The sequence below is a fragment of the Paenibacillus tyrphae genome, assembly GCF_000722545.1.
In the GTDB taxonomy this organism is placed as follows: domain Bacteria; phylum Bacillota; class Bacilli; order Paenibacillales; family NBRC-103111; genus Paenibacillus_G; species Paenibacillus_G tyrfis.
Genome location: NZ_JNVM01000014.1, coordinates 71,564 through 95,949 on the forward strand (window position 1 = coordinate 71,564; position 24,386 = coordinate 95,949).

A 24,386-nucleotide genomic window follows, 5' to 3' on the forward strand; every position below is an offset into this window, starting at 1 on the left:
TTTACTAAGGGATCACATTCATCATACATAACCAACCGGGCAGGGGAGATCCTGCTCTTTTTTGTATACCTGCGAGGTGATTCGATGAGACGCGGACGGTTCGCCCCGACGCCTTCGGGACCGATGCATATCGGCAACGCCTTCACGGCGCTGCTCGCCTGGCTGCAAATGCGGCACGCCTCCGGTACGTTCGTGCTGCGTATCGAGGATATCGACGGGCCTCGCTCCCGCCCGGGATATACTCAGCTCATCGTAGAAGATTTAACTTGGATGGGACTGGACTGGGACGAAGGTCCGGCCACCGGCGGCCCTTTCGGCCCCTATCTGCAAAGCCAGCGGCTGGAGCTGTACGAGCAGGCGGTCCGGTGCTTGCAGCGCAGCGGACAGCTCTATCCTTGCTATTGCAGCCGGGCGGAGCTGGCCGCCAGCGCCCCGCACGGCCTTGCCTCGGAAGGCGCCGTTTATCCCGGGCTGTGCAAGGCGCTCAGCGAGGAGGAGCGCAGGCGCAAGGCCCAGCTTAAGCCACCATCCTTGCGGGTGGCCATTCCGGAGCGCTCCTTCTCCTTCGAGGACGGCATGGCGGGCATACAGCACGTGCCGCCCGGCGCTCTTGGCGATTTTGTCGTCAAACGCGCGGACGGACAGTTCAGTTACCAGCTGGCGGTCGTCGTCGACGATGCCGCCATGGGGATCACCGATGTGCTGCGGGGAGCAGATCTTCTCGATTCGACCCCGAGGCAGCTCGTCCTGTACGAGCTGTTGGAGACGCCCCCGCCGAGCTTCTGCCACGTTCCGCTGCTCTGTGGGCCGGAGGGCGGCAGATTGTCCAAGCGAGATCGCAGCCTCTCTCTGGCCACTCTCCGCACTGCCGGCATTCCGCCGGAGCGGCTGATCGGCCACTTGGCTTATGCAGCCGGCCTGCTTCACCGCCCCGAACCGGTAAAAGCGACTGAACTGGTTCCGCTTTTCACGCTGGAACGCCTCTCCGGCGAACGAATTGCTTTAAGCCGGGAGACGCTCGGCCTTCTGACCGACAGCGCTTGAATATATTTTAACCAAAAAAGGACCGTTCCACGCCTCATCCTCTGGCGCGAAACGGTCCTTCGTCTTTGCCCCGCTTATTCCTCTCCCTCTGCCAACCACTGCTCATAGAGGCGGTCGAGCTCTTCCTGCGCGGCTTCCCGCTCCGCCCATCGCTCGCTAAGCAAAAGGGCGTCCGTACCCGCCTCCTGCTCCTGCATGGCGGCATCTATGGCGGCGAGCCGCTCTTCCGCCTCGGCAATGGACCGCTCTAGCATGTCGCGCTCCCTACTGCGGTCCGGCGCTTTCCCACGCCCGTCCGCCCTGCCCTGAGCCGAGGCCGGAACCGCAGGCTTTGCCTTCACGGCCGTAGGAGGAGTGGCGTCCCCGCTCTGAACGGCAAAAATCCCACCCGAGCTTCCGCGCTGCTTCCGCTTCTCCTGATACTCGTCGAAGCTGCCCAGATAGACGGTGATCCTGCCATGGTCCAGCTCCCAGATGCGCCCGGCCAGCCGGTTGATGAAATAGCGGTCATGCGAGATGGCGAGCACGGTACCCGGGAATGTCTCCAGCGCTTCCTCCAGCGCTTCCCGCGAGGCGATGTCCAGGTGGTTCGTCGGCTCGTCGAGCAGCAGCAGATTCGGCTTGCGAAGCACCAGCAGCGCCAGCCTCAGCCGCGTCCACTCCCCGCCCGACAACAGATTGACCGATTTGAACACATCCGGGCCGTAAAACAAATATTTGGCCAGAATCCCCCGGGCCTCCCCTTCCTCCAGACCCGCTTCGCTGCGAAAATAATCCAGCACCGATTTCTTCGGCGCATCCGGGTACTCCTGCTGGGCCAAATAGCCGATGTCCACGCGCGCGCCCCATTCGAAGCGGCCCTCGTCGACGGTTTCCTCGCCAAGGATGAGCTTGAACAAGGTCGATTTTCCCGATCCGTTCTTCCCGATAAGCATAACCTTGTCTCCGTAAGCCAGGGCTCCGTCGACGGCGTCCAGCAGCTTCCGGCTCCCGTAGCTCTTGCCGATGCCCTCCAGCGTCACAACCTTCCGCCCCGAACGGTCCGCCTGCGTCAGGCCGAAATCGGCGCTTTTCGCTTCCAGTACCGGCCGCTTCAGCTTCTCCATGCGGTCCAGTGCTTTTTGCATCGAAGCCGCCCGCCGGAAAAACTTCCCGTTATCGCCGATCCGTCCCCACGTTTCCAACTGCTTGATCGTCTCCGTCATCTTCTTGATCTTCTTCTGCTGCTCCTGATAGTCGGCGAACTGCTGAAGCAGCCGCGCCTCCTTCTCCTTCATATAGCCGGTATAGTTGGTAAAATACGACTGTGATTCGCCGTCCTCCAGCTCGACGATCTTCGTGACGACCCGGTCCAGAAAATACCGGTCGTGCGAGACGATCAGGCACGAACCGTCGTATTGGGTTAAATAATCTTCCAGCCATTCGACGCCGTGCAGGTCAAGGTGATTCGTCGGTTCGTCCAGTAGCAGCAGCTCGGGCTTGCGAATCAGCTGCGAGGCCAGATTGATGCGGGTCTTCTCTCCTCCCGACAGCGTGGCGTACGTCTGGGTATAGCTGCCGCGGTCAATCCGCAGGCCGTCCGCGACCCGCTCGATGACGGCATCCAGCTCGTAGCCACCCCCGCGCTCGAACTTCTCCTGCAGCGCCGCATACTGCTCCAGCCACCCGGCCAGCCGGTCCGGGCCGTCTGCGGCGTCCGGCTCCGACATGAGCTTCTCCAGCTCCGTCATCTTCAAACGGCACTCCAGCAGCTCCCGATGGCCGAGGGCCAGCACGTCATAGACGGTCCGGCCTTCGAACTCCGCCGGAATTTGCGTCAAATAGCCGATTCGGGTTCCTCTCCGTACGGTAAGCTGCCCGGCGTCGGGACGAAGCTGCCCGGCGATCAATTGCAATAAAGTCGATTTGCCGCTGCCGTTGCGACCGATCAGTCCGATGCGTTCGCCTTGCTGAATATCCAAGTTTACATCTTCAAGAACAAGCTGTGCGCCATGGTACGCTTTTATATTTTGACAGTTAACGATCATCTTAAGGAATCCTCCTTGTTGTGATCCTAACCTTTGTATGCAACAAAAAGAGCCGCAGGAAAAAATCCCTACGGCTCTTCGGACTGGCATCCGTTTGCGGTTAAGGTAGGATTATTTTCGCGAATGGTGAAACCGTATAGTCATTTTTGGACAGACCTCTCCCGTTGACGGAAAAAGCATGCACAATGCCAGCCAAAAGCATCAACAGCTGGCTAATACGGTTGTTCACCATCTCGTGATTCATCCTACCTCACCTCCTCTTGTTCAAGTTATTTACAACTCTACCATAACGGACAGGCGGTTGGCAAGCTTAACCGGCAGTTGCCGTCCGGATTGAGCGCTGCGCTACGGTTGTACGGCTTCCCCGGCCGCCGCGCCTTCCAGCAGACGGTCCATGTCGAGCAAAATAAAGAAGCGGTCGTCCTGCCGATAAATTCCGCGAAGGTACCGGTCATCGATCCGCATAACGGAGCCGGCGGCTTTGATCTCGGCATCCCGAACGCGCAGCACTTCCGTCACCTCGTCGATCACGATTCCTACGTCCCGACCTTCCGCTTCCATTACAATCACACGCGATTTTGCCGTCGGCTTCTCCTCCGGTAGGCGCAGACGCAAGCATTGCCGCAAATCGTAGACCGGCAGCACCGTTCCGCGCAGGGGTACACGTTGCAATTTCTTGATTTGCGTTTTCCACATCGGTTATCCGTCCTATCTGCGCCTTCATGCTGTACGTAGTGAAAAGCAAGATCGTCTAGGTTCCTTATTCTTCGGTATGCTCACACTATAATCAAAGAGAACCGCACTGACAAGATGAAAAGGACACAAATCGGGCAACTTTTGGATGGTCTAAAAGCATTAACTTCCATGGTAATTGGAGGGTTGGGGAAGGCGGCTGTTGAGAACGGATGCGAGAGCGCAAAAAAAACGCGCCGGTTCGTGGCTGCAGGCCGTTGTGGCTTCGTGTCCGGCAGCCAACGAATGCGCGATTGCGGTGTACGGGCAGTCTATTTTTTCAAGATGAGCCTTAATTGCACGGTCACGTTGTTCTCGGTGGATACGACAACCGCGTGAGGATTTTTCAAGCCGAAATCTTCAAAGGTAACGACCGTGCTGCCTTCCATACGGATCGCGTCTTGGCTGTAAACCGCGTCGCTCTTGAACGTGACGTCCTTGGGTTTGCCATTCACGGTAAGCGTACCGGTCATGTCGAAAGAAACCTTCTCCCCCTCTTTCCACGTCTTAGGGAAGTTCTCGAACGATTTTAGTGTAAATTTGGCTTCGGGGTTCGCAGCGGCGTTCAGGAACTTCTCCCCTTGGACATGCTCGTCCCTCTGCGAGTTGCCGGACGAGATCGATTTGAGGTCGAGCGCCGCCTCGGCTTTCATCTTGGACGGATCGGACGAATCAAGCGTCCAGCTCCCTTTCACTGCGCTGCCTTCGAAGTTCACGGTTTCCTTGGAGGTCGTGACCGAGAAGTATACTTTGGAATCCGGGCTGATGTTCCACTGCCCGTCCAGCTTGCTTGCTTCAACGGCCCCCCCGGCAGCCTGCGCCGTGGCATTCGCAGGAATCACGTTCTGTACCGCCACATGGTTCCCCGCGTAATAATCGTAAGCGGCATATCCCCCTCCGACGACTACGACAGCACCTACGGCAAAAGCGACCAACTTCAATTTCATAATAATTATTCCTCCTTCATCATATTAGCTGCGGTGCAGCCTGTTTTCTTCATGGGCAGATTCGCTTGACCCCCTAAATTACACTACAACATGTAGTGTAATTAACGAAAAAAAATTCCCTTACGGTACGCCTGATGCAAAAAAACATCGAGTCCCGCTTCATCAGTATAGCATCATCGGCGCCGGATACACTACACATGGTAGTGTAATGGAGCGCGAATAGCACACCTTCTCCGTTCTTGTGGCCTATCGTAACTGGTCTGCCTTAATTTTAGCTGAAGCGAAGATTAAAATAAGATTAAAAATTTGGCGAGACCCTCGGGCTGAAGGCCTCGCTTGTTTGCTTCTACGGGTAAATCTTCTCGCCTCGCTCCAGCATCGTCACGAATTGCTGAATTCGTTTCGCCCGCGTTTCCACCTTTTTCGCACTGTGAATCCGGAACAGGATGGCGTATCGGTTCTGGCTATCGAGCGTTTCGAAGAAAGCTTTAGCTTGCGGATTATGGTCCAGCTCGCTTTGCAAATCATCGGGTACCGTGGCGCGGCTTTGCGACTCGTACGCCTTGTCCCACTGCCCGTTCTGCTTCGCGGCTTCAATCGCCCGGAGACCGGGGGGCTGCATCCGGCCGCTTGCGATCAGCGCTTCCGCTTTGTCCTTATTCACCTTGGACCAGATGCTCTTCGCGCCGCGCGGCGTAAACCGTTGAAGCCAAGTACTCTCGTCGTAAGCTTCCTTCCGGCTGTCGATCCAGCCGTAGCACAAGGAGCTTTCCAGCGCCTCCTGATACGTTAACGTCACGACATCCGCTTGCTTCTTCGCCAGATGCAGCCTTACTCCGGCCGATGCGACATGATTCTGCTCCAGCCAAGCTTCCCAAGACGGTTGGTCTGCAAATAATAAGATCGGCAGCTCGCTTTCTTTCTTGGACATGCGTCTCTCGCCTCCCGGGCCATGTAATCTATCCGTCGGTTGACTGGTTCGTCCCGTGCCTCAACGCAGGAGGGACAAGTCGAAGAACGGAGCCAACCCTTCCTTCGCCGCCCGGCCAAGCAGGGCCTCCACTGCGCCGTAACCGCTCTCGCCCAGATTCGCCGTGTATTCGTTCACGTACAGGTCGATATGCGCGCGGGCGACTTCCGGAGACAGCTCCTGCGCATGGTTCATCACGTAATCTTGGGAGGCTTGAGGATGCTCCCACGCGTACTTGACCGAGGCGCGGGTCCATTCGACGATCGCCGTGCGGTCCAGCGACCGGCGGGCGATGATTGCCCCAAGCGGAATGGGCAGGCCCGTATCCGCCTCCCACCAGCTGCCCAGGTCGGAGAGTAGGGTCAAGCCGTATGAAGGGTACGTGAACCGGGCTTCATGGATGACCAGCCCGGCATCGATTTGACCGTCCCGCACCGCAGGCATAATCTCGTGAAACGGCATCACAACGATCTCGCCCACACCGCCCGGAACCTGCTGGGCCGCCCACAAGCGGAACAGCAAATACGCGGTCGAGCGGTCGCTCGGCACCGCGACCCGCCGGCCGGCCAAAGCGGCCGGACCTTCAGCGCTGACCGCCGGATTGTTCGTGAGCACCAGCGGTCCGCAGCCTCGTCCAAGCGCGCCCCCGCAGGGCAGCAGTGCGTATTCGGACAGCACCCAAGGCAGCGCCGCAAATGATATTTTGAGCACATCCGGTCCCCCGGGCTCCGCCGCGAGCCGATTGGTAATATCGATATCCGCGTACGTCACGTCAAGCTTCGGAGCACCGGGCACCAGCCCGTGAACCCAAGCGTGAAACACAAACGTATCATTCGGGCAAGGAGAAAAAGCGATCTTCATCGTAACACCTCCAGTAAAATTGCACCCGCCGCTTCCAGCGCGTCCAGCGCCTCTTTGATCCGCCAGGCTTCGCGATCGCGCGGGCCGACCGCATTCGAGATGGCGCGAAGCTCAAGCGCCGGTATCCCGAGGTCGCGGGCAGCCACCGCCACGCCGAAGCCTTCCATGGCCTCGGCCGCTGCCCCCGGCACCCGGGCCGCCAGCTCCGAGGCAGTCGCCGCCGTGCCGGTCACGGTGGACACCGTGAGCACCGGACCGGTATGCGCCGGCAGCCCGGCTCTTTGCAGCGCCTCCGTCAACCGCGCAGCGAGAGAGGCGTCGACCGCGATCCGGCTGGAGCCGAAGCCCAGCTCGTCCACACTGCGGAAGCCTTCGGGCGTCTCGGCGCCCAGATCGGCGGCGACGATCGCGTCGGCCACTACCAGCGAGCCGATCTCCGCCCGGCCGGGGAAGCCGCCGCCGATCCCGGCGCTGACAACCAGGCCGTACTCGGCCGCGGCCAAAGCCTTCGCAGCGCTTGCCGCCGCCGCGGCCGGGCCGACGCCTCCGGCCACGACGTCGAACCTGGCGTCGCCCCGCAGCCCGCGCAGCACGGCATCCCTCTCGGCCGGAACGGCCGTTATCACCAATACGCGCAGCCCCGTCTGTTCCCGGCTGGCGTTGATTTCATAACTCATCGTTACCTTCTCCTTCACGACACCCTTGTTCCCATCGGGCAAATGTTTTCCGAAAACGACTCTCTTCCCTTCTTTTTACTTTAATACTTATAAGGAATGAAGTAAACTTTCTACCGTTAGTCGCGGCACGGCTATATATATTTGGAAGAAGATAAAAAGAAGACCCGCCATGGCGGATCCTCTTACTTTAGAAGAGTACGCAAGTTAAAGATTGTCGTCGTACTTAATGAATTGTTTAGGTGCACCCTTCACAACTGTTTTATCTAATTTAATTTCAAAAGGTTCAATTAGTATTTTCCATCTGTCGTTTGCTCTAATGACCTTGAAAGGTAAAGCAGGGGTTTGGCGCATTTCCTTGTAATTTAACTTAACATTTACTTCCGCTGTATTGTCATCAATAGTTCTAGTAGACACAATCTCGAACCCTAAAAGCTGATCATCTTTGAAATCTTGGGTATAGCCTTTTCTTTGAGAGGCTTCATCAGCGTAATTTGTATCAATGGAGTGATGGATCATGTCATCGATTTTTTCCGATTTAAGTGCGTTAAAATAATTCGTGACAGCATCAACAGGTTTTTGTGCTCCATTTGCTGCAGGAGCTACCGCAGAGACAGAAGCTATATTAAAAGATAAGACGGAGACGGCAGCTAGAGAAAATAATGTATTTTTAAAGCTTTGTTTCATCTGCAAAAGCTCCCTAAAATAATTTTCTTCATGGTACCCAATTATTTACTATTTTACAAGTTAAAAAATTAGGTCCGACCGATATTAAACTTAGTTTCAACCCCCGCGTTCCATTGAAAAGCCGATATCGGCCCTTCATAATAAATGTATATTGGCAAAAGGGAGACGATAACGATGCAGTGGGACAATGAAGCACAACAGGCGCAAGCCACGGCCGATCTGAATCGAATCGCCCGGTTCTTGGCACGCAGGGATCTGACGACTTTATCCCGCAGCGAACTGCTAAACGCCTGCGGGACCGAACAAGCCGACCTGCTCATCTTGCTGGGCAGCAGCATTTTGAACACCGTCGAACAAGCAGCGGAAGCGTTCCAGAACGGTTTAGCCAAAGAATTCATGATTGTCGGCGGGACGGGGCACTCGACCTCCTTTTTGCAAGAAAGCGTGAAGCAAACGGCGAAGTATGCGGCTATCAATGTGCAGCATCGATCGGAGGCGGAAATTTTGCTTGATGCTGCCGTTATCCATGCCGGCGTCCGTAAGGAACAGATCATACTTGAGACCGAATCGACCCATTGCGGCAATAATGCGTCGAATGCGCTGGCGGTTCTTCAGAAGATGGGTAGAACTCCCCGGCGCGTGATCCTGATGCAGGACCCGACCATGCAGCAGCGAACATTCGCTACGTTCCAGCAAGCTTGGAGAAGCTTGTCGGATATTGAATTTATCAATTATGCGGCGTTTGTCCCTCAGCTGAAGGCAGAAGGGAAAACATGGACATACGATTTGCCCGGACGGATCGGACCCGTCTGGGAAATAGAGCGCTTCATCTCCCTAATCATGGGGGAAATTCCCCGGCTCTGCGATAACGAAGAGGGCTACGGCCCCCGGGGCAAAGGATATATCGTCCATGTCGACATCCCCGAGGAGGTCATGTCTGCTTACCAGCGGCTTCTTCCTCATTATGGCGCCTATATAAGGAAGGCTGTCCCGGAGCCGGCCAGGCAAGACAGACCCTAAGGCCGCTGACATAGCAAAAAGAGGAGAGCCATAAGCCCTCCTCAGAGTGTTGAGAAAGTGGTTTCTGAATAAAATAGAGATCATACGGAGGTGGGGTATCTACTGGAGGAGCGGTAGCGTTCGCCTTTGTCTGCGGGAAATATCCGCTGCTAAGCGGCTTCCAATAAAGATTTCCTGCAGACAACAGCGACCGGAAGTAGATACTCCACCCCCTCGTGCACCTCTATTACCTCAATTGACCACTTTCTCAAAAACCTCAGGAGAGCCGAAGACCCTCCTCTACCGTCCTAAAAGGACAGAAGACCGACCGAATACAGGAACACCAGAATGATCATAATCGGCGATACGACCTTCAGCAGGAACATCCAAGCGCGGTACCAGAAGCCGTTGAGGCCAGCTTCTTCCCCAGCCAATTTCCACGCATAGCCCGTAAACAGCGTAACGACCAAGCCGCCAATCGGCATGAGCACGTAAGCCGTCATAAAGTCCACCCAATCGAAGATCGACTTTCCGCCGGGGGTGAAAGTGCCGAGCACACCGCCGACCGAGAGGGCGGACGGGATGCCGACTATAAAGCATGCAATGGACACGATAACCGCCGCTTTCTTCCGGGTCCAGCTCCAGCGGTTCATCGCATACGCAACCGGTACCTCCAGGATGGAGACGGCGGAGGTCAATGCGGCGATCGCGAGCAGCAGGAAGAACAACCCTCCGAAGATTGCGCCAAACGGCATCTGGGCGAACGCGGCGGGAAGCGCCATGAATGCCAGTCCTACCCCTTCGCTAGGCTTCAAACCGTAAGAAAAGACGGTCGGAAATATAACGATCCCGGCAATAAACGCATAAATCAGATCCCCGAACCCGATCGCCAGCGTTGCGCTGCCGAGGGATTGTCTCTTGTCGACATACGATCCGTACGTGATCATGATGCCCATCCCAAGCGATAAGGAGAAGAAGGCATGCCCTAAGGCAATGAGAGCGGACTCCGCATCCAGTTTGGAGAAATCCGGCTTCAAGAAAAACTCGACCCCTGCACCGGCGCCAGGAAGCGTAAGCGAACGGAACATCAGCACCAGCAAAATGATCAGGAAGCCCGGGATCAAAATTTTATTAAACTTCTCGATCCCCCCGGAGACGCCCCTCACAAGAACCCAGGCGGTGATGATCATAACGACGGCTTGCCAGAACAAAGGCCAATACCCGCCCGCGAACGTAACGAACTTATCCTTATAATCGGCGCCTTGCTGGAACAGCAATCCTGTAAACGATTCCAAGGTATAATGCAGCGTCCACCCGGCAACAACGGCGTAGTAGGACATGACCAAAAAAGCGGTAAGGACAGATAAAAAACCGAAGTAGCCCCATACCTTTTTATTGGTCAGCTTGTAGAAGGCAAGCGAAGCGTTCGCCCGGCCGCCCCGGCCGATCGTCATCTCGGCCAGCAGTACCGGCAGCCCCACGATGATCAAACAAACAATAAACAACAGAAAAAATGCCGCTCCCCCATGCTTGCCCGTAATATAAGGAAACTTCCACATGTTGCCGAGCCCCACCGAGCTCCCGATCGCGGCCAGAATGAAGCCGCTTGACGTAAACCTTTCCCCCTTTTCCCCCTTGGCTTTAGGAACGTTCTCAGAACCTTGATCGTTTTTCATACTCTACTCCCCAACTTTAATAGGATAATAACACTAGTATAAACAAATTATGGAATTGTTGAAGGTAAAAATTTACATTTACTCCGACTTAGGTTGAATACCTTCCCCTCCTTAGGTCCAGTTCAAAAACCGCCACAGGTCGGTTTTCGCAAGAACGAATGCAGACTACAATAAAGACATGAAGCAAGCACAAAACAACCGACTAACGAAAATGAAAGATATATATTCGAAAAAGGAGAATGTTTTATGAACAAAAAATTATACCGCTCCCGCAGCAACAGCAGACTGACTGGCCTTTGTGGAGGTCTCGCGCATTGGTTCGGCCTGGACCCGACGCTCGTTCGCCTGCTGGTCGTCATCGCCGCCTTCTGCAGCTTCGGAACTGTCACGCTGATCTATTTTGTTCTCAGCCTGCTTGTCCCGAAAGCGCCGTACGACGACTACGCGGTCATGAACCCTTATCATAACTACTAATCTACGCAAATCTACATCAAACTATAAAATATGACAAAAGGAGCTAAAACAACCATGGGAGTTTTAACCAGACTATCTGATCTATCGAGAGCCGCCGCACATGAGGCGCTGAGCAAACTGGAGGACCCGGTGATGATGCTTAATCATTACCTCCGCACCATGAAGGAGGAAATCGATGAGGTCCAGCGAACGCTGAATAAGCAGTCCGGCGCGGAACGGTCGCTGAAAATGCAAATCGACGCCTACAACCGACTGGCTGCCCAATGCGAGAAAAATGCGGCCGAAGCGCTGGCCGACGGCCGCGAAGAGGAGGCCCGCCAAGCCATGGAAGCGAAGCTGCATTATCTGGACAAGTCGCTGGAATGCTCGGAGTGGTACGAAGCCGCCAAGCAGCGCTTGGAAGAGCTCTCGCAGCAGTTGGAGGAAACGAAAGCGGCCTACGCAGCCATGCAGGAGAAGCGCACGGAGCTTGTTGCCCGCGCTCAGAAAGTGGAAGCCCAAGTCAAGCCTTCGGCGCCCCGCTTCTTGTACAGCTTCGAGGGCGGCGCAGCCGCTCGCGGCTTCGATCGAATTGAAGAAAGAATTATGCAGTCGGAAGCACTGGCGGAGCTTAGCCGCCGGCCTGCCGCTCAGCGGTAAGTCTTGTCTATAGAGCAAAAAGAGAGGGCCACCATTTGGCGGCGCCTCTCTTTTTTATGCCTTCCGGTCGCTTGGGACCGGCTCCTTGCTTCGTTTCCATAGCCGGTAGGCCAGTAGTGTGGCCGCGAGGAAGCCCCCGTAAATTCCAATGGCAAGCCATACCGCTCCCGGCTCCGTCATCAAAGTATTGCCCACGAATGCGAACAAGAGCATCGCCGGGATTTTACCCAGTGCGGATGACGCGGTAAAAGCGGCAAAGGAAACGCGGCTTAAAGCGGAATACGCATTGATGATAACGGACGGAATGAAAGGAATGAGCCGGGCGAAAAGGACGGTCAAAAAGGCGTTCCGCTCGAATAGAACGGTCAGCTTGCCGAGACGCTCGTAGCGGTACAGCATTCGCTGGCCCCATTCCTGATACCCGTAACGGACAAATAAAAACATGAGCAACGAAGCCGCCGTCGAGCCCGTCCATGTGATCGCCGCACCGAGCACCGGCCCGAATGCTGCGCCGATGACCCCGCCGACAACCGGATAGGGGATGACCGGAAATAAGGCCAGGACCGTTGCCGCAAGGATGACCAGAGCCATGTGGTTGGAGGCTTGAAACCACCTCACGATCTCTTCACCGTACCTGTAGATGAGATAAGCCGCGGCAAGGTAGAGGAGGGCTAAGCTAATTTTTTTGAACATGAACCTTCTCCCGGGAATGGCATAATGATCTGCGCTGCAGAGCCGTTACTCGTCAAGCGGAATGAAGCGCCACCGGTCCAAATCAAGTTGTCCGTTGTCGGCAACCTCGACGCCTTCGCCCCGCAGGTACAGCATTTGGAGCATGCGGCCTTCCTCCTGCTGGATTCCAATTTCCCCTCGGGCGTTGACCACCCGGTGCCAGGGCAGCCTGTGTTTGCCGCTTGACGAATGAAGAATGCGCACGACCTGTCTGGCCCCTCTCGGACTTCCGGCCAGCCCGGCGATTTGACCGTAGGTCATGACATACCCTTCCGGAATGCCTTGAATAATCTCGATGACCCGCTGCGTAAATGGGTTCATACGCTAGCTACCTCCTCTACTTCGAGACAAACCGGTTGCCGCCGATCCAAAAACGCCATGGATAATCGCGGGCTTCGCCGCTGTTCTCGATCCCGATCCGGGTACCGGTCTCCACCGGCCCGAGCTGTTTTCCTTCGGCGATATAGAGCGGCGATTCAAAGAGCGGCCTGCCGTAATCGTCCATCGTAATGCCGAGCGCTTTCGTCAGCTTCCCCGGGCCGCTGGTCAGCTCCCGCTCCTTCTTATCCCGGCCGCGGCGTTCGTACATAAGCTCCGTTCCCGTGTATGGCTCAACTGCCCGAATCAATACCACCTGCGGATGGTCCACCGGCCCACTGACCACATTGATGAGACAATGCGTATGCATCACATAGGTATAGGCGTGGCCGGGAGGGCCGAACATCACTTCCGTTCGGGGCGTCCTTCGGTTGCCGAAGCTGTGCGCCGCCCGATCTTCCGGGCCGATGTAGGCCTCGGTCTCGACAATCCAGCCCGATGCCGTACCGGCTTCGGTCTCCTTCACAAGCAGCATGCCGAGCAAGGAACGGGCCAGCTCCAGCGTCGGCTGCTGAAAAAATGAAGCGGTGACAGGTTTCAATGACATAACATGCACCTCACATCATGGAATCAACCGGCCGATTTCTCCTCAAAGACAAATTTTAAATGGAAATGGCTCCTCGAAGCAAGTTCGGGCCGAAGCTGAGGCATATCGCCGATCCGTTCTGCGATCGTATTCGCCACTGCCAATTCCCTTAAGGACCTTGTCTCGAAAAGAAAAGCGCCGTTAAGGAAAGGAACGTATCGCGTCCCCCCTTAACGGCGCTTCGGTTTAGAGCAGACCTATCGGGTTAAACCAGCAGCCTGCCATTGTCTAAAATAAGCACGTCGTCGATATAGACGTCTGGCCGGTTCACGACCAAATCAATATGGACTCCGGCTTCGACCGTTCCGCCGAACGTGTGGTTGCTGCCGAAGGCCACGTGGATCGTGCCATACACCTTCTCGTCTTCCAGCACGACGCCGGTAATTCTGGCCTTGTCGTTGGTGCCAATGCCGAACTCGCCGAGGAGCCGGCCATGGCCGTCACCGAGCTTCCGAAGCAGCTCCTCGGCAGCTTCTCCCTCCGCCTCGGTGAGGCGTCCGTTTTCCACCGTGATCGTCACCGGACTATAGAGCTTGCCGATGTCCGCAATCGAGCCGTCGACCACGATTTGTCCCGAAGCGGTCCCTTCCACCGGGGCGATATAGCCTTCTCCGGACGGCAAATTCCCCGACTCTCCCGGATTCACGTAGACGCCGGTGCTCGGAATGCCGCTGCGCCCTTCGATCGAGAAGGCCAATGTCTTGCCGTCCTTCTCGATTCTTACCTGCTTGCCACGGCTTAGGAGATCGGCCACTTGCTCGGTGACCCGTTTGACTTTATCGTAATCGGCCGATATCGCGCCTTCCAGGAACATATCCCGGGTAATGCCGGGCATCGTTGCCAAGCGGGCTCCTTGGGCGGCCGCCTCTTTGCGTGCTTTCGTATGGGTGAGGGAATGCTCGGTCGCGCAGATGACGACATCAGCCTGCTTCATCGCCTCGCTAACCGGAGAGGGCGGCTCTTGTCCCGATTTCTCCCGCTCCTTCATCACCATCAGCATCGCCTCGGCCCCGAGCTGCTTCCCCGCCTCGTATAACGCTTCGCCGATGTCTTTCTTCCGGTCGTCGGCGACCACCAGCAGCTTCTCGTGCGGCTTGAGCCCGAGGCAGCTTTGCAGCAGGCCGGAGCTTACTTTGATCAAAGACGTATCCATAGCATAACTTCCTATCTTGCGAATTTGACTTGCCTTTCAGATCATCTCCGAAATCACCTTGGCCATCAGCGCATTGGATAAAATCACGGGCAGCCCCGTATGCCTCGCGACAAACGCCCTCATCGCTTCCGTGTACCCCATGCAATCGAGCAGCACGATGTCCGCCTGGCCCTTCAGCTCCATGCATGCGGCAAGCGCCTGCTTTTCCCTGAAATCGTACGGCGAAGCGGCCGCGATGAACGGGTCAAGCCCGCAATGTCGCCACTTCTCCGCCAAGGCCTCCTCCTGCTCGACCAAAGGAACGAGGACGCCAAACCGCATCCCGCGAACCATCGCCGCGACGATTGGAGCAAGCAGCACGTCGGGCTCCAGCAGACGGGCCTTCTTCGTCGTCAATCCGTCGAATACCCCCGTGCAGAGAACAAGAATTTGCCGGCAGCCCAGTTCCTCAAGCCAATCGATCTTTTGCTGGAGCACCGGCGCGATTTTTTCCCGTGCCATCACGACGGCATCGCCGTTGGCCAGCCGCGAGGTCAGCACATAATGCTCCGGGCCCGGAGACAGCGAGGCGGCGATCTCTTGCTTCGTCATCCCGTCCAGAACGCCGACCTGCAGCAGTTCAACCCGATCTCCCAAGTGCCGTTCCAAAATCGGCGTCACGTCCGGGCGGGGCGCCTGCCCGATGGTAACGGTACCTAATTTCTTCACTTCAGCCATCTCCGTTTCTGCCGGCGTATCCGCTCCGGACCGGGTATTAGGCGTTGACGGACGTGCCGCCCATCGTCTGAAGAACCTTCATCGAGCCGTAAAGCTGCTGAATTTTCGCAAATTCATCCTTGCTGTAGAAAGAGCAGGTGCCGTTCGTGACTTCTTTCGCCGTTTCGATGGCAAATTTCACCGCAGCGGCGATATCCACCTCGTGGCTTGCCCCCGTGCCGCAGCCCGGAACGGTCGATTGCGCAGTGATTGCCAGACCGACTACCGGTGCATTCGTAGCGACCGCAGGCTGCAGGATGCTGTTGATGTGGTACAGATCGTTGCCGTAAGGCGTAATGTCCTGCATCGTGATCGGGAAGGTGACCGGGTACTGACCGGTTGTCATCTCCATAATGCGCAGCAGATCGTCGCTGACCCGCAAAATATAGCCTTCCTTCACCGTCGGCGAAATGGTGATGCCTTTATGGTTGATGACCCGGTTGCCCTTTGTCGTATCGATGGACAGGATCGCTTCCATCTCCGGTACGACCTCATATTGATTCATCGTCAAAATATCGACGGGGGAGTCCATGAAATCGACCGGCTCATGCGGCCGGGTCGGCGCATCCGGGCAGATATGGGTCGTGACGATCACATCACCGCGGAGATGATCGCCCTTCCGCTTCATGTCCGCCAGCTTCAGCGCGCTGGCTACCGCTGCCACGGCGCCGTCCGCATCAGACACGATGCCGATCCGGGACGGGCGGGCTCCGATGCCGCCGAGCCGTCCGATAATCCCGAACGTCGGCGCAGACCCACCGTTCCACTTCCCTTTTATACCCGGGATGACGATTTTGACAAAATCGGTCGAGCCCTTCTCCCCGTGCACCGTCTGGACGGTGACCTCTACCTCCGGATAGGCTGCGAACAGCTCCTTGATTTGGTTCCCGTTAACATAGGCGCTATCCATCGTTTCATAGACAAGCAACGTTTGCTGTAAAGACATGGTGTCATTCCCCTCTCCTCTTCAAAAACTTGCGTTTTTCCGATCGGTCGGCAATCGGCGATCAGCGGGCGGGAATGCTTACATTCCTTGTCAGGATATCGGATGACGCCGTCCGGCGACCGACGAGATGCTCAGCTTATGCAGGCAGGCTTCAATCTCGTCGCGCTTTCTGCGCATCATATCCAGCACCTCCGACACTTTCGCTTCCGGCATCCGGTACTCCGGTCCGGCGAGCGTAAGCGACGCCACGATTTCGCGCTGCTTGTTAAAAATCGGAAGCGCAATCCCGAACGTCGCGTCGGAGTATTCCCCAACAGAGTAAGCCCAGCCCGCCTTGCGAATCGCCGCCAAATCTTCCATCAACTTCTCCGGATCGATGACCGTCTTGCCGGTTTTGGGCTTCAAGCCCTTGTCGATGATCGCCTCCTGAGCGGCCTTCGGCAAATACGCCATAATGACCTTGTTGGAGGCTCCGGCATAAAGCGGCGTCCGGTCTCCGACCGAGGACATCGCATATTTGATTCGCTGCGGACTTTCCGCAATTTCCACGCAGATGCCTTCGTGATCGTCCAGCCAAGTGAGGAAAACGGATTCACCCGTTTCCTCGGACAATGTATGCATAACGGGCAGGATCACATCGGAAATACGGAGGTTATCCCTAATAATCGAACCGTATTCCCACAGCTTCGTTCCCAGCTCGTACTTTTTCGTTTCGTCGTTCTGAATCAAGAATCCGCGGGACTCGAAGGTCGTCAAGATGCGGTGAACGATCGAGTGGCTCATGTCCATCTCTTTCGCCAATTCCCGCACTCCCCAAGACGGTGTTTCCCTTGTAAAATACTCCAAAAGTTCCAGCGCATTATCTAACGTTTTCAGCATGACCTATTGCCCCCAAACCCATAATTGCCCATCACTTTTAAATTTATCATGAATACAAGTGACAAGCCACGCTCCGCCCGGGAGAGACTTCTTTCCATTCGGGCGGGACGCTCCCGCATTCGGGCTTGGCGACCGGGCACCGGGTATGGAACGCGCACCCGGCGGGGGGATTTTGCGGATTCGGCACGTCGCCGGTCAAAATAATTCGCTCCCGCTTCGTCTCGGGATCGGGCACGGGCAGGGCCGACATCAGCGCCTGCGTATAAGGATGCAGCGGCTTGTCGTACAGCTCCTGGGTCGGCGCCAGCTCCACCATGCGGCCCAAGTACATCACCCCGACCCGGTCGCTGATGAACTTCACGACGGACAGATCGTGGGAAATAAACATGTACGTGAGCGAAAATTGCTCCTGCAGCTCCTGCATCAGATTAAGCACCTGGGCCCGGATGGACACGTCCAGCGCGGATACCGGCTCGTCGCATACAATGAATTTTGGCTTGAGCGCGAGCGCACGGGCTATCCCGATCCGCTGCCGCTGCCCACCGGAAAACTCGTGCGGGTAACGGTGAGCATGGTACGAGGACAGTCCCACGACTTCCATCAGCTCCGCTACGCGGCGTTTAACCTCGTCCTCGGGCAGCTTCTCGTGTGTACGGAGCGGCTCCTCCAGCGTCTGCTGCACGGTCCACCGCGGATCGAGCGAAGCGTATGGGTCCTGGAACACGATTTGCATCTTCGTACGGAACTTGCGCATTTCCTCCGGCGACAGCTTGCGCACGTCGGTTCCCTCGAAGATAATATCGCCTTCGGTCGGCTCGATGAGGCGCAGTATCGAACGGCCCGTCGTCGATTTGCCGCAACCGGACTCCCCGACGATCGCCAGCGTCTCGCCTTTTTCGATGGTCAAGCTGACGCCGTCGACCGCTTTGACGACGCCGACCTGCTTGGAAAATAAGCCTTTGCGGATTGGATAATGCTTCTTCAGATTACGAATCTCCAGCAATGCGCTCATAATAGTCCCTCCTGAACGAGCAAGCAGCGGCATTTGTGCCCGGCCTCGACCTCCGTCAGCTCCGGAGGCACGGTATCACATACGTCCGTCCGGAAAGCGCAGCGGGGAGCGAACCGGCACCCCTTGGGCATCTCCGCCGGATTCGGCACGCTGCCCGGAATCGGCTCCAGACGGTGCTGCTCGCCCGCGAGCTGCGGCAAGGAAGCCAGCAGCCCCCGGGTATACGGATGCTTCGGCTGCCGGAACAGCGTCTTCACGTCGGTTTCCTCGACCACCTGCCCGGCATACATTACCACGACCCGCTGGCATGTCTCCGCCACGACGCCGAGGTCGTGGGTAATGAGCAGCACGGCCGTCCCCTGCGCTTCCTGCAGCTCGCGCATCAGGTCCAGAATTTGCGCTTGAATCGTTACATCGAGCGCGGTCGTCGGCTCGTCGGCGATCAGCACCTCGGGGCCGCACGCCATCGCCATGGCGATCATGACCCGCTGCCGCATCCCTCCCGACAGCTGATGCGGATATTCTATGGCGATCTGCTCGGGACGGGGAATGCCTACCTTGGTCAGCATCTCGACCGCCTTGCTCCACGCTTCCTTCTTGCTCACCTTCATATGGAAGCGGACCGTCTCTGCAATTTGCGAACCGATCTTGAACACAGGGTTGAGCGAAGTCATCGGCTCTTGAAAAATCATGGCCATCTTGTTGCCGCGAATTTTTCGCAGCTCCGCGGCGGACAGGGAGAGAAGGCTTGTGCCGTTATATCGGATGTCTCCGCCGGCAATCCGGCTGACCCCCTTGGGAAGCAGCCCCATGATGGACATGGAGGTGACGCTTTTGCCGCAGCCCGATTCGCCGACGACCCCCAAGGTCTCCCCCTTGTGCAGCACCAGATCGACCCCGTCGACCGCCCTCACCACGCCGGAACGGGTGACGAACTCCGTTTGCAGTCCCTGAACCTCTAGTAAAGCGTTCATTGCCCCGTCCTCCTTTTCTGGGTGGGTTCCCGTTAGCTGCCGTCGGTCGTGCCCAAATATTTAATCGCGGTCAGCGCATACACTTTGGCCGCTTGAACGACTTGCCAAACCGGCGCGCGCTCGTTGAAGTTATGGATCGTAGACAGCTCCGCCGGCCCGTACTGCAGCACCGGAATCCCGTGATTTCGGAAGTGGCGGGCATCGCTCGACGCCCACTGCAGCACGCCGTAAGCTTCCTTCCCGCTGACATCGGTGATGCTTTCGACCAAGTAACGTACGATCTCCTCGCTCGAAGGCGTCCAGTTCGCATTGCCCCGGAAGCCGATCGGCTTCAGCTCGGCGTCGATCCCGACTTCAAGCAGCAGACGCTTCGCTTCGTTCAATACATCACGGTAGTCGATACCGAACGGCACGCGCGAGTCGACTTCGATCGTGCAGCGGTCTGCGACGACGTTCGCTTTCGTCCCGCCGTGAATCGTCCCGATATTGACCGTCACGTGATCGTAGACGGCGCTGACATCGGTCTTTTCCCGCTCGCGGACATATTTCTTCGAAATTTCGATAATGTCACGCATTTCCTCAGGAATGTTCGGCTTCATGTCCGTCAGCCGCTGCAGCACTTCGATCGCTTTGGCGGCTTTGACGATCGCGCTGTCGCCCTTGAACGGCGACAGGCTGCCGTGACCCGGCGTTCCCTCGACCGTAAACTCGAACCAGGCGCTGCCTTTTTGACCGATGGTCGGATGCTCCGGAGAGGACGGCTCGGCGATAACCGCCGCCGTCCCCGTAATCAAGCCCCGCTCCAGCACCCACGGCACGCCGAAGTGTCCTCCGGTTTCCTCGTCCGGCACGATAAACAAGGACAGCTCCCCCGCCAGCGGCACGCCGAGACGTTTCAATAATGCCGTGGCAAAGATCAGTCCACCCAAGCCGCATTTCATGTCCGAAGCGCCGCGGCCGAGAATGTAGCCGTCCTTCACCTCCCCGGCAAAGGGAGAGAAGTCCCAGCGGGACAAGTCACCCGCTGGCACGACATCGGTGTGCCCGCAGAAGAGCAAATGCTTGTCGCTCTTCGTCCCCACGGTGGACAGCAGATTGAACATATGCTGCTCCGACTCGTGCGTGGCCGTCTCGATTCCGGCTTCCTTCAAGTAATCGGTAATAAACTTGCTGATGTCGCGGGTATCACCCGGCGGATTTTCGCTTGGAAATTGAATCAATTTACAGCACAAGTCTATAAGCTCGTCTTGACGTTTATCGATTTCTTCCAGTACGGTCTTTTTCCAATCCATCGCTTTAGCCTTCCCTTCTGCTTGGAACTGTTACTGCCCCTTGCTCATCGGATAGAAGCGGAGAATTTCATCCGGGTAGTACACGTAGCCCTTCAGGTTTTTGTTCATCCCCACAATGCGGTTGTATTCGTACAGGTACAGCCAAGGCACGTCCGCCGTAATCAGCTCCTGCGCTTGCTTGTACATCTCGTTGCGCTTCGCTTGATCCGGTTCGTTGTTGGCTTTCTCCCACAGCTCGTCAACCTTCGCGTTCTTGTAGTTGCCGTAGTTCGAGCTGCCTTTTCCGTACAGCAGGAAGCCCAGATGGTAGCTCGGATCGTTGACGAAAGACGTCCATTTCGAGATGTAAGCCGTCAGGTTGCGCTCTCTTTGCATTTGCAGGAATTGGGCGCGTGCGACCTTTTGGATGTTCATCGTGACGCCGATTTTGGCGAATTCGGCCTGCATCAGGACGGCGTCGTCCTCCCAATCCTGGAAGCCCGATCCAAGCGTGAGGTCGAAGCTGAGTCCGTTCTCATAGCCGGCTTCTTTCAGCAGTTGCTTCGCTTTATCCAAGTCATGCTTATAGGTAAATCCGGAATCGGAGTACCCCGGCGTGTTGCTCGGCACCGCGCTTTTCAGCTGCTTGGCCTGATCGTACATGACATCGTGCACCAATTGATCGTAAGGAACCGCATAGGCAAGCGCTTGTCTGACTTTCACGTTATCAAACGGCTTCTTGGTCGTATTGAGCGCAAAATACAGAATCCGGTTGCTCGCATCGGACTTGACCGTCAGGTTGGCGTTGTTTTTCAGATCGGCGACGTCCTTCGGAGGAATCTCGATTGCCAGGTCGACATCGCCTTTGCCGAGCAGCATGACCCGGTTCGAAGCTTCCTTCAAAAACTTCATCGTCACTTTGTCCACCTGGGGAGCGCCCTGCCAGTAGTTTTTGTTTGCCGTCATGACGGCTTCCGAGGCCGGGTCCCATTTTTCGATGGCGAACGGACCGGAACCGGCTGCATTTTTGGCCAAGAAGTCATTGCCCTTTTCTTTGATCACTTTCTCGTCCAGAACGGAGAAGTTATAGAGTGCCAGCATTTGCAGGAACGTATGGTTTTCTTTTTCCAGTTGGATGCTGATCGTCTGCGCGTCTTTCACGGTGTAAGCTTTAATGCCGGACAATTGGTAGAGGAAGCTGCCTGCTTTGGAGTTTTTCAGATGGTCGAGCGAAAAGGCGACCGAATCCGCCGTTACCGGATTCCCGCTCTGAAACTTGGCGTTCTCCTGCAGCTTGAAGGTGTAGGTCAGCTTATCGTCGGATACGGTCCAGCTTTTGGCCAGCATCGGCTTGATCTCGTCGGTCTTCGCCACCTGCCCGCCGTCCACGGTTTTGACCCCGTACGTCACCAATTGGTCGTACGCGGCGACGACCAGCGTGTCGGAGGTCAGGTCGCTCGCTTCGGCCGGGTCCATCGTCGTACCGCCGTCCGAGTAGGCAATCGTGATGATTTTGTCCTTCTTGCTTTGCTCCGGCGCGGCGGAGGCGTCGGGCTTCTGGTTCGCATTCGGGCTGCAGCCCACGGCCGTCAAGAGCAATGCGCTTGCGGCAAGTCCGGCTAACCATTGGTGCTTCTTCATGTGTTCTTCCCCCTCAAAGTTGTCAGATGGTCCAGCATATAAAGTTACTTGCTTGAGCGAAGCCGCGGGTCCAGCACGTCGCGCAGACCGTCGCCAAGCAGATTAAAACCGAGAATCGAGGTGGCAATAGCCAAGCCCGGGAAGGTCACGATCCACCAGTCGCCGGAAATAATGTAGCCGCGGCCTTCGGAAATCATGGCGCCCCATTCTGCCGTCGGCGGCTTGACCCCAAGCCCCAGGAAGTTCAGGCTGGCCGCCGTCAGGATCGCGAAGCCCATGCCGAGCGTCACCCGCACCATAAGCGGAGCCAAGGCGTTGGGAAAAATATGCCGGAACAAAATGACGGAGTCTTTCAAACCGATGGCCCGCCCCGCTTCGACGAATTCTTTCTCCCGCAGCGAAATGGTCTGCCCGTGCATCAGCCGCGCGAATTCGGGGACGCCGACGATGCCGACCGCAATCATCGCGCTGGTCAGTCCCGGCCCCATGGAAGCGGCGATCGCCATCGCCAGCACCAGGGAAGGAAATGCGAGCAGCATGTCCATGATCCGCATGATGATATTGCCGAGCATCCCGCCGTAATAAGCGGCGATCCCGCCCAGCGGAACGCCGACGCAGAAGGAAATGCCGACGGCGATCAGGCCGGACCAGATCGTAATTTGCGCTCCGTAGAGCACCCGGCTGAAAATATCCCGGCCGAAATTGTCCGTTCCGAACCAATGCGCCGCGCTCGGAGCCTGAAGCTTAACTGCCGTATTCGTCTCGTTCGGCCCGTATGGAGCGATGGCCGGCGCGAGCAGAGCCAATACGGACCAGATGACAATAAACGCAAGGCCGATCACGGCCAGCCGGTTGCGAAGCAGCAGCCTGAACGTCGCCGCCGCCTTGCTGCTTTCCCGCATTTTTGCCTTGGCAGCCGGAATGGAAGCTGTAGATTTACTCACGTGTCGATCTCTCCTTTCCCCGGCGGTTATTCATATCGAATTCTCGGATCAATAAATCCGTAGAGCAGGTCCACCGCCAAATTGATGACGCTGTACAGAACGGCGCTGATTAGCGTAAATGCCTGAATAGGCGCATAGTCGGTAGCCAGGATCGATTCGGTCACATAGCCGCCGATCCCCGGCCAAGCGAAGATCGTTTCGGTAATGACTGCGCCGCCCAGCAGATAGCCGAACTGCAAGCCGAGCACGGTTAAAGTAGGAATCAGCGCGTTCACGAGGGCGTGCTTCAGAATGACGGTGCGTTCGTAAATCCCTTTGGCGCGGGCCGTGCGGATAAAGTCCTGCCCGATCACCTCCAGCATGCTGGAGCGCATCATGCGGGCGATGATCGCCATCGTCCCCGTACTAAGGCAGATAGCAGGCAGAATCAGATGTGACAGCGCTTTCTGAAAGGCAATGAAATCTCCCGAAAGCAGACTGTCGAGCAAGTATAATCCGGTAACGTGGGTTGGCGGGTTGATGTCTTCGCCGATGCGGCCCAGCGGCGCCGGAGCCCAGCCTAATTTGGAATAAAAAATGGAGATGAGGATCAATCCGAGCCAGAAGACGGGAACACAGGCCCCGATAAGTGAGAAAATACGCGAAATGTGGTCAACGACCGATTCTTTCTTCGTAGCGGCGATAATACCGACGGGAACGGCAACGAGGACGGCAATGATGAAGCTCGCAATGGTCAGCTCCAGCGTGGCGGGGAAGCGTGTGGCAAAATCACCGAGCACCGTATTGCCCGTATGCCAGGCCAATCCGAAATCCCCTTGCAGCAGTTGCTTGACGTAATCGATAAATTGTACGTAGAGCGGATTGTTCAGCCCCATCTCTTGACGAATTTTCTCAACTACAGCCGGAGGGGCTTGTTCGCCTGCCAGCATCACCGCCGGGTCGCCGGGCAGGACTCTTGAGATAATAAATGTAATCAGTGCAATCCCGATCAGCCCCGGAATCATAAACACGATTCGCCGAAGGATGTAGTTAACCACCATCTCTTACCCCCTTTTGTAAAAAATAAGTAACGGCATCGTAGCTATTGTGCGCATGGAAGGAGATGTTCATGTAGCGCTATCCGTTCATCCCAAATCCCAAATGGTCCTTCCCGCGTCACTTCCGGGCTCCAAGATGATGGAAGCTTATAAGCCGCCCCCTTTGTTGTACCTATTATCGGTACAGTGGTTCTTTTTTAAATATTTTGTTAATTTCGATTATACTCACTTTTCTTAAAAAATCAATCGTTTTTCATAGCTTTTTTGACTGTCTATGTAAGTTAAGGTGACACAAAATTTTTCCAAGTCAGTTCAAGCTATACAAATAAGCCCTACAGGATCGTGGA

The 24,386-nt window shown here is 56.5% G+C and carries 26 protein-coding genes; 4 read left to right on the top strand and 22 right to left on the bottom strand.

Translation table 11 applies throughout. The features are described 5' to 3' along the window. The first annotated feature begins 84 nt into the window (after window positions 1–84). The gene (gene gluQRS / locus ET33_RS17645) at window positions 85–1,044 is read left to right on the top strand and encodes a tRNA glutamyl-Q(34) synthetase GluQRS (RefSeq protein ID WP_036684486.1); all 960 of its coding nucleotides are present in this window, start codon (window positions 85–87) and stop codon (window positions 1,042–1,044) included. Window positions 1,045–1,118: 74 nt separating this feature from the next. On the opposite strand, the gene abc-f is transcribed toward gluQRS, so the two are convergent. The 8 genes from abc-f to ET33_RS17680 form a co-directional block, all read right to left on the bottom strand. Continuing rightward, a complete protein-coding gene (gene abc-f, locus ET33_RS17650) occupies window positions 1,119–3,071 on the bottom strand; it encodes a ribosomal protection-like ABC-F family protein (protein WP_036684489.1) in 1,953 nt (650 codons plus the stop codon). Window positions 3,072–3,171: 100 nt separating this feature from the next. Next, the gene (locus ET33_RS39255; protein WP_167336435.1) at window positions 3,172–3,315 is read right to left on the bottom strand and encodes a hypothetical protein; all 144 of its coding nucleotides are present in this window, start codon (window positions 3,313–3,315) and stop codon (window positions 3,172–3,174) included. Between the two features lie 101 nt (window positions 3,316–3,416). After that, complete coding sequence (locus ET33_RS17655; protein WP_051775412.1) at window positions 3,417–3,767, bottom strand: chemotaxis protein CheW; 351 nt, start codon at window positions 3,765–3,767, stop codon at window positions 3,417–3,419. Window positions 3,768–4,075: 308 nt separating this feature from the next. Further along, entirely contained in the window at window positions 4,076–4,750 is a 675-nt protein-coding gene (locus ET33_RS17660) for a YceI family protein (protein WP_036684492.1), read from the bottom strand. Between the two features lie 346 nt (window positions 4,751–5,096). Next, window positions 5,097–5,681: a YdeI/OmpD-associated family protein gene (locus ET33_RS17665; protein WP_036684495.1), complete on the bottom strand. Its 585-nt coding sequence runs from the start codon at window positions 5,679–5,681 to the stop codon at window positions 5,097–5,099. A 60-nt stretch (window positions 5,682–5,741) separates the two neighbouring features. Continuing rightward, window positions 5,742–6,581, bottom strand: a complete 840-nt coding sequence (locus ET33_RS17670) for a 1,4-dihydroxy-6-naphthoate synthase (protein WP_036684497.1) — start codon at window positions 6,579–6,581, stop codon at window positions 5,742–5,744. Next, entirely contained in the window at window positions 6,578–7,258 is a 681-nt protein-coding gene (locus tag ET33_RS17675; RefSeq protein ID WP_036684501.1) for a futalosine hydrolase, read from the bottom strand. The genes ET33_RS17670 and ET33_RS17675 overlap by 4 nt, the downstream gene beginning before the upstream one ends. A gap of 204 nt (window positions 7,259–7,462) precedes the next feature. After that, complete coding sequence (locus ET33_RS17680; RefSeq protein ID WP_036684505.1) at window positions 7,463–7,942, bottom strand: DUF4878 domain-containing protein; 480 nt, start codon at window positions 7,940–7,942, stop codon at window positions 7,463–7,465. 174 nt (window positions 7,943–8,116) lie between these two features. Between ET33_RS17680 and ET33_RS17685 the strand changes: the two genes are divergently transcribed. Continuing rightward, entirely contained in the window at window positions 8,117–8,962 is an 846-nt protein-coding gene (locus tag ET33_RS17685; protein ID WP_051775413.1) for an ElyC/SanA/YdcF family protein, read from the top strand. 287 nt (window positions 8,963–9,249) lie between these two features. On the opposite strand, the gene ET33_RS17690 is transcribed toward ET33_RS17685, so the two are convergent. Continuing rightward, window positions 9,250–10,617 (bottom strand): sodium-dependent transporter, encoded by a 1,368-nt coding sequence (locus ET33_RS17690; protein ID WP_036684507.1) that lies wholly within the window; start codon window positions 10,615–10,617, stop codon window positions 9,250–9,252. 246 nt (window positions 10,618–10,863) lie between these two features. On the opposite strand from ET33_RS17690, the gene ET33_RS17695 reads away from it, so the two are divergent. Both ET33_RS17695 and ET33_RS17700 read left to right on the top strand, forming a co-directional pair. Further along, the gene (locus tag ET33_RS17695; protein ID WP_036684511.1) at window positions 10,864–11,091 is read left to right on the top strand and encodes a PspC domain-containing protein; all 228 of its coding nucleotides are present in this window, start codon (window positions 10,864–10,866) and stop codon (window positions 11,089–11,091) included. 54 nt (window positions 11,092–11,145) lie between these two features. Then, window positions 11,146–11,730: a PspA/IM30 family protein gene (locus ET33_RS17700; RefSeq protein WP_161783548.1), complete on the top strand. Its 585-nt coding sequence runs from the start codon at window positions 11,146–11,148 to the stop codon at window positions 11,728–11,730. A 54-nt stretch (window positions 11,731–11,784) separates the two neighbouring features. On the opposite strand, the gene ET33_RS17705 is transcribed toward ET33_RS17700, so the two are convergent. The 13 genes from ET33_RS17705 to ET33_RS17765 all read right to left on the bottom strand — a co-directional run bounded on the left by ET33_RS17705 (window position 11,785) and on the right by ET33_RS17765 (window position 24,042). Next, complete coding sequence (locus ET33_RS17705; RefSeq protein WP_036684515.1) at window positions 11,785–12,423, bottom strand: TVP38/TMEM64 family protein; 639 nt, start codon at window positions 12,421–12,423, stop codon at window positions 11,785–11,787. Window positions 12,424–12,468: 45 nt separating this feature from the next. Continuing rightward, window positions 12,469–12,783: an MGMT family protein gene (locus ET33_RS17710; protein ID WP_036684518.1), complete on the bottom strand. Its 315-nt coding sequence runs from the start codon at window positions 12,781–12,783 to the stop codon at window positions 12,469–12,471. 16 nt (window positions 12,784–12,799) lie between these two features. Then, window positions 12,800–13,387 (bottom strand): DNA-3-methyladenine glycosylase, encoded by a 588-nt coding sequence (locus tag ET33_RS17715; RefSeq protein ID WP_036684521.1) that lies wholly within the window; start codon window positions 13,385–13,387, stop codon window positions 12,800–12,802. 244 nt (window positions 13,388–13,631) lie between these two features. Next, entirely contained in the window at window positions 13,632–14,579 is a 948-nt protein-coding gene (locus ET33_RS38480) for an aminopeptidase (RefSeq protein ID WP_036684524.1), read from the bottom strand. Window positions 14,580–14,615: 36 nt separating this feature from the next. Continuing rightward, window positions 14,616–15,296 (bottom strand): AroM family protein, encoded by a 681-nt coding sequence (locus tag ET33_RS38485; protein ID WP_036684527.1) that lies wholly within the window; start codon window positions 15,294–15,296, stop codon window positions 14,616–14,618. A gap of 37 nt (window positions 15,297–15,333) precedes the next feature. After that, window positions 15,334–16,281 (bottom strand): DUF1177 domain-containing protein, encoded by a 948-nt coding sequence (locus tag ET33_RS17730; protein WP_036684530.1) that lies wholly within the window; start codon window positions 16,279–16,281, stop codon window positions 15,334–15,336. 90 nt (window positions 16,282–16,371) lie between these two features. Continuing rightward, window positions 16,372–17,160 (bottom strand): IclR family transcriptional regulator, encoded by a 789-nt coding sequence (locus tag ET33_RS17735; RefSeq protein ID WP_036684534.1) that lies wholly within the window; start codon window positions 17,158–17,160, stop codon window positions 16,372–16,374. 46 nt (window positions 17,161–17,206) lie between these two features. Beyond that, window positions 17,207–18,172: an ABC transporter ATP-binding protein gene (locus ET33_RS17740; RefSeq protein WP_036684536.1), complete on the bottom strand. Its 966-nt coding sequence runs from the start codon at window positions 18,170–18,172 to the stop codon at window positions 17,207–17,209. Next, the gene (locus ET33_RS17745; protein WP_036684539.1) at window positions 18,169–19,146 is read right to left on the bottom strand and encodes an ABC transporter ATP-binding protein; all 978 of its coding nucleotides are present in this window, start codon (window positions 19,144–19,146) and stop codon (window positions 18,169–18,171) included. The genes ET33_RS17740 and ET33_RS17745 overlap by 4 nt, the downstream gene beginning before the upstream one ends. A gap of 32 nt (window positions 19,147–19,178) precedes the next feature. Next, window positions 19,179–20,438 (bottom strand): M20 family metallopeptidase, encoded by a 1,260-nt coding sequence (locus ET33_RS17750; protein ID WP_036684542.1) that lies wholly within the window; start codon window positions 20,436–20,438, stop codon window positions 19,179–19,181. A gap of 30 nt (window positions 20,439–20,468) precedes the next feature. Beyond that, window positions 20,469–22,058 (bottom strand): ABC transporter substrate-binding protein, encoded by a 1,590-nt coding sequence (locus ET33_RS17755; RefSeq protein ID WP_036684544.1) that lies wholly within the window; start codon window positions 22,056–22,058, stop codon window positions 20,469–20,471. Between the two features lie 44 nt (window positions 22,059–22,102). Then, window positions 22,103–22,960 (bottom strand): ABC transporter permease, encoded by an 858-nt coding sequence (locus tag ET33_RS17760; protein WP_051775423.1) that lies wholly within the window; start codon window positions 22,958–22,960, stop codon window positions 22,103–22,105. A 68-nt stretch (window positions 22,961–23,028) separates the two neighbouring features. Continuing rightward, the gene (locus ET33_RS17765) at window positions 23,029–24,042 is read right to left on the bottom strand and encodes an ABC transporter permease (protein ID WP_407668105.1); all 1,014 of its coding nucleotides are present in this window, start codon (window positions 24,040–24,042) and stop codon (window positions 23,029–23,031) included. Between the last annotated feature and the right edge of the window lie 344 nt (window positions 24,043–24,386).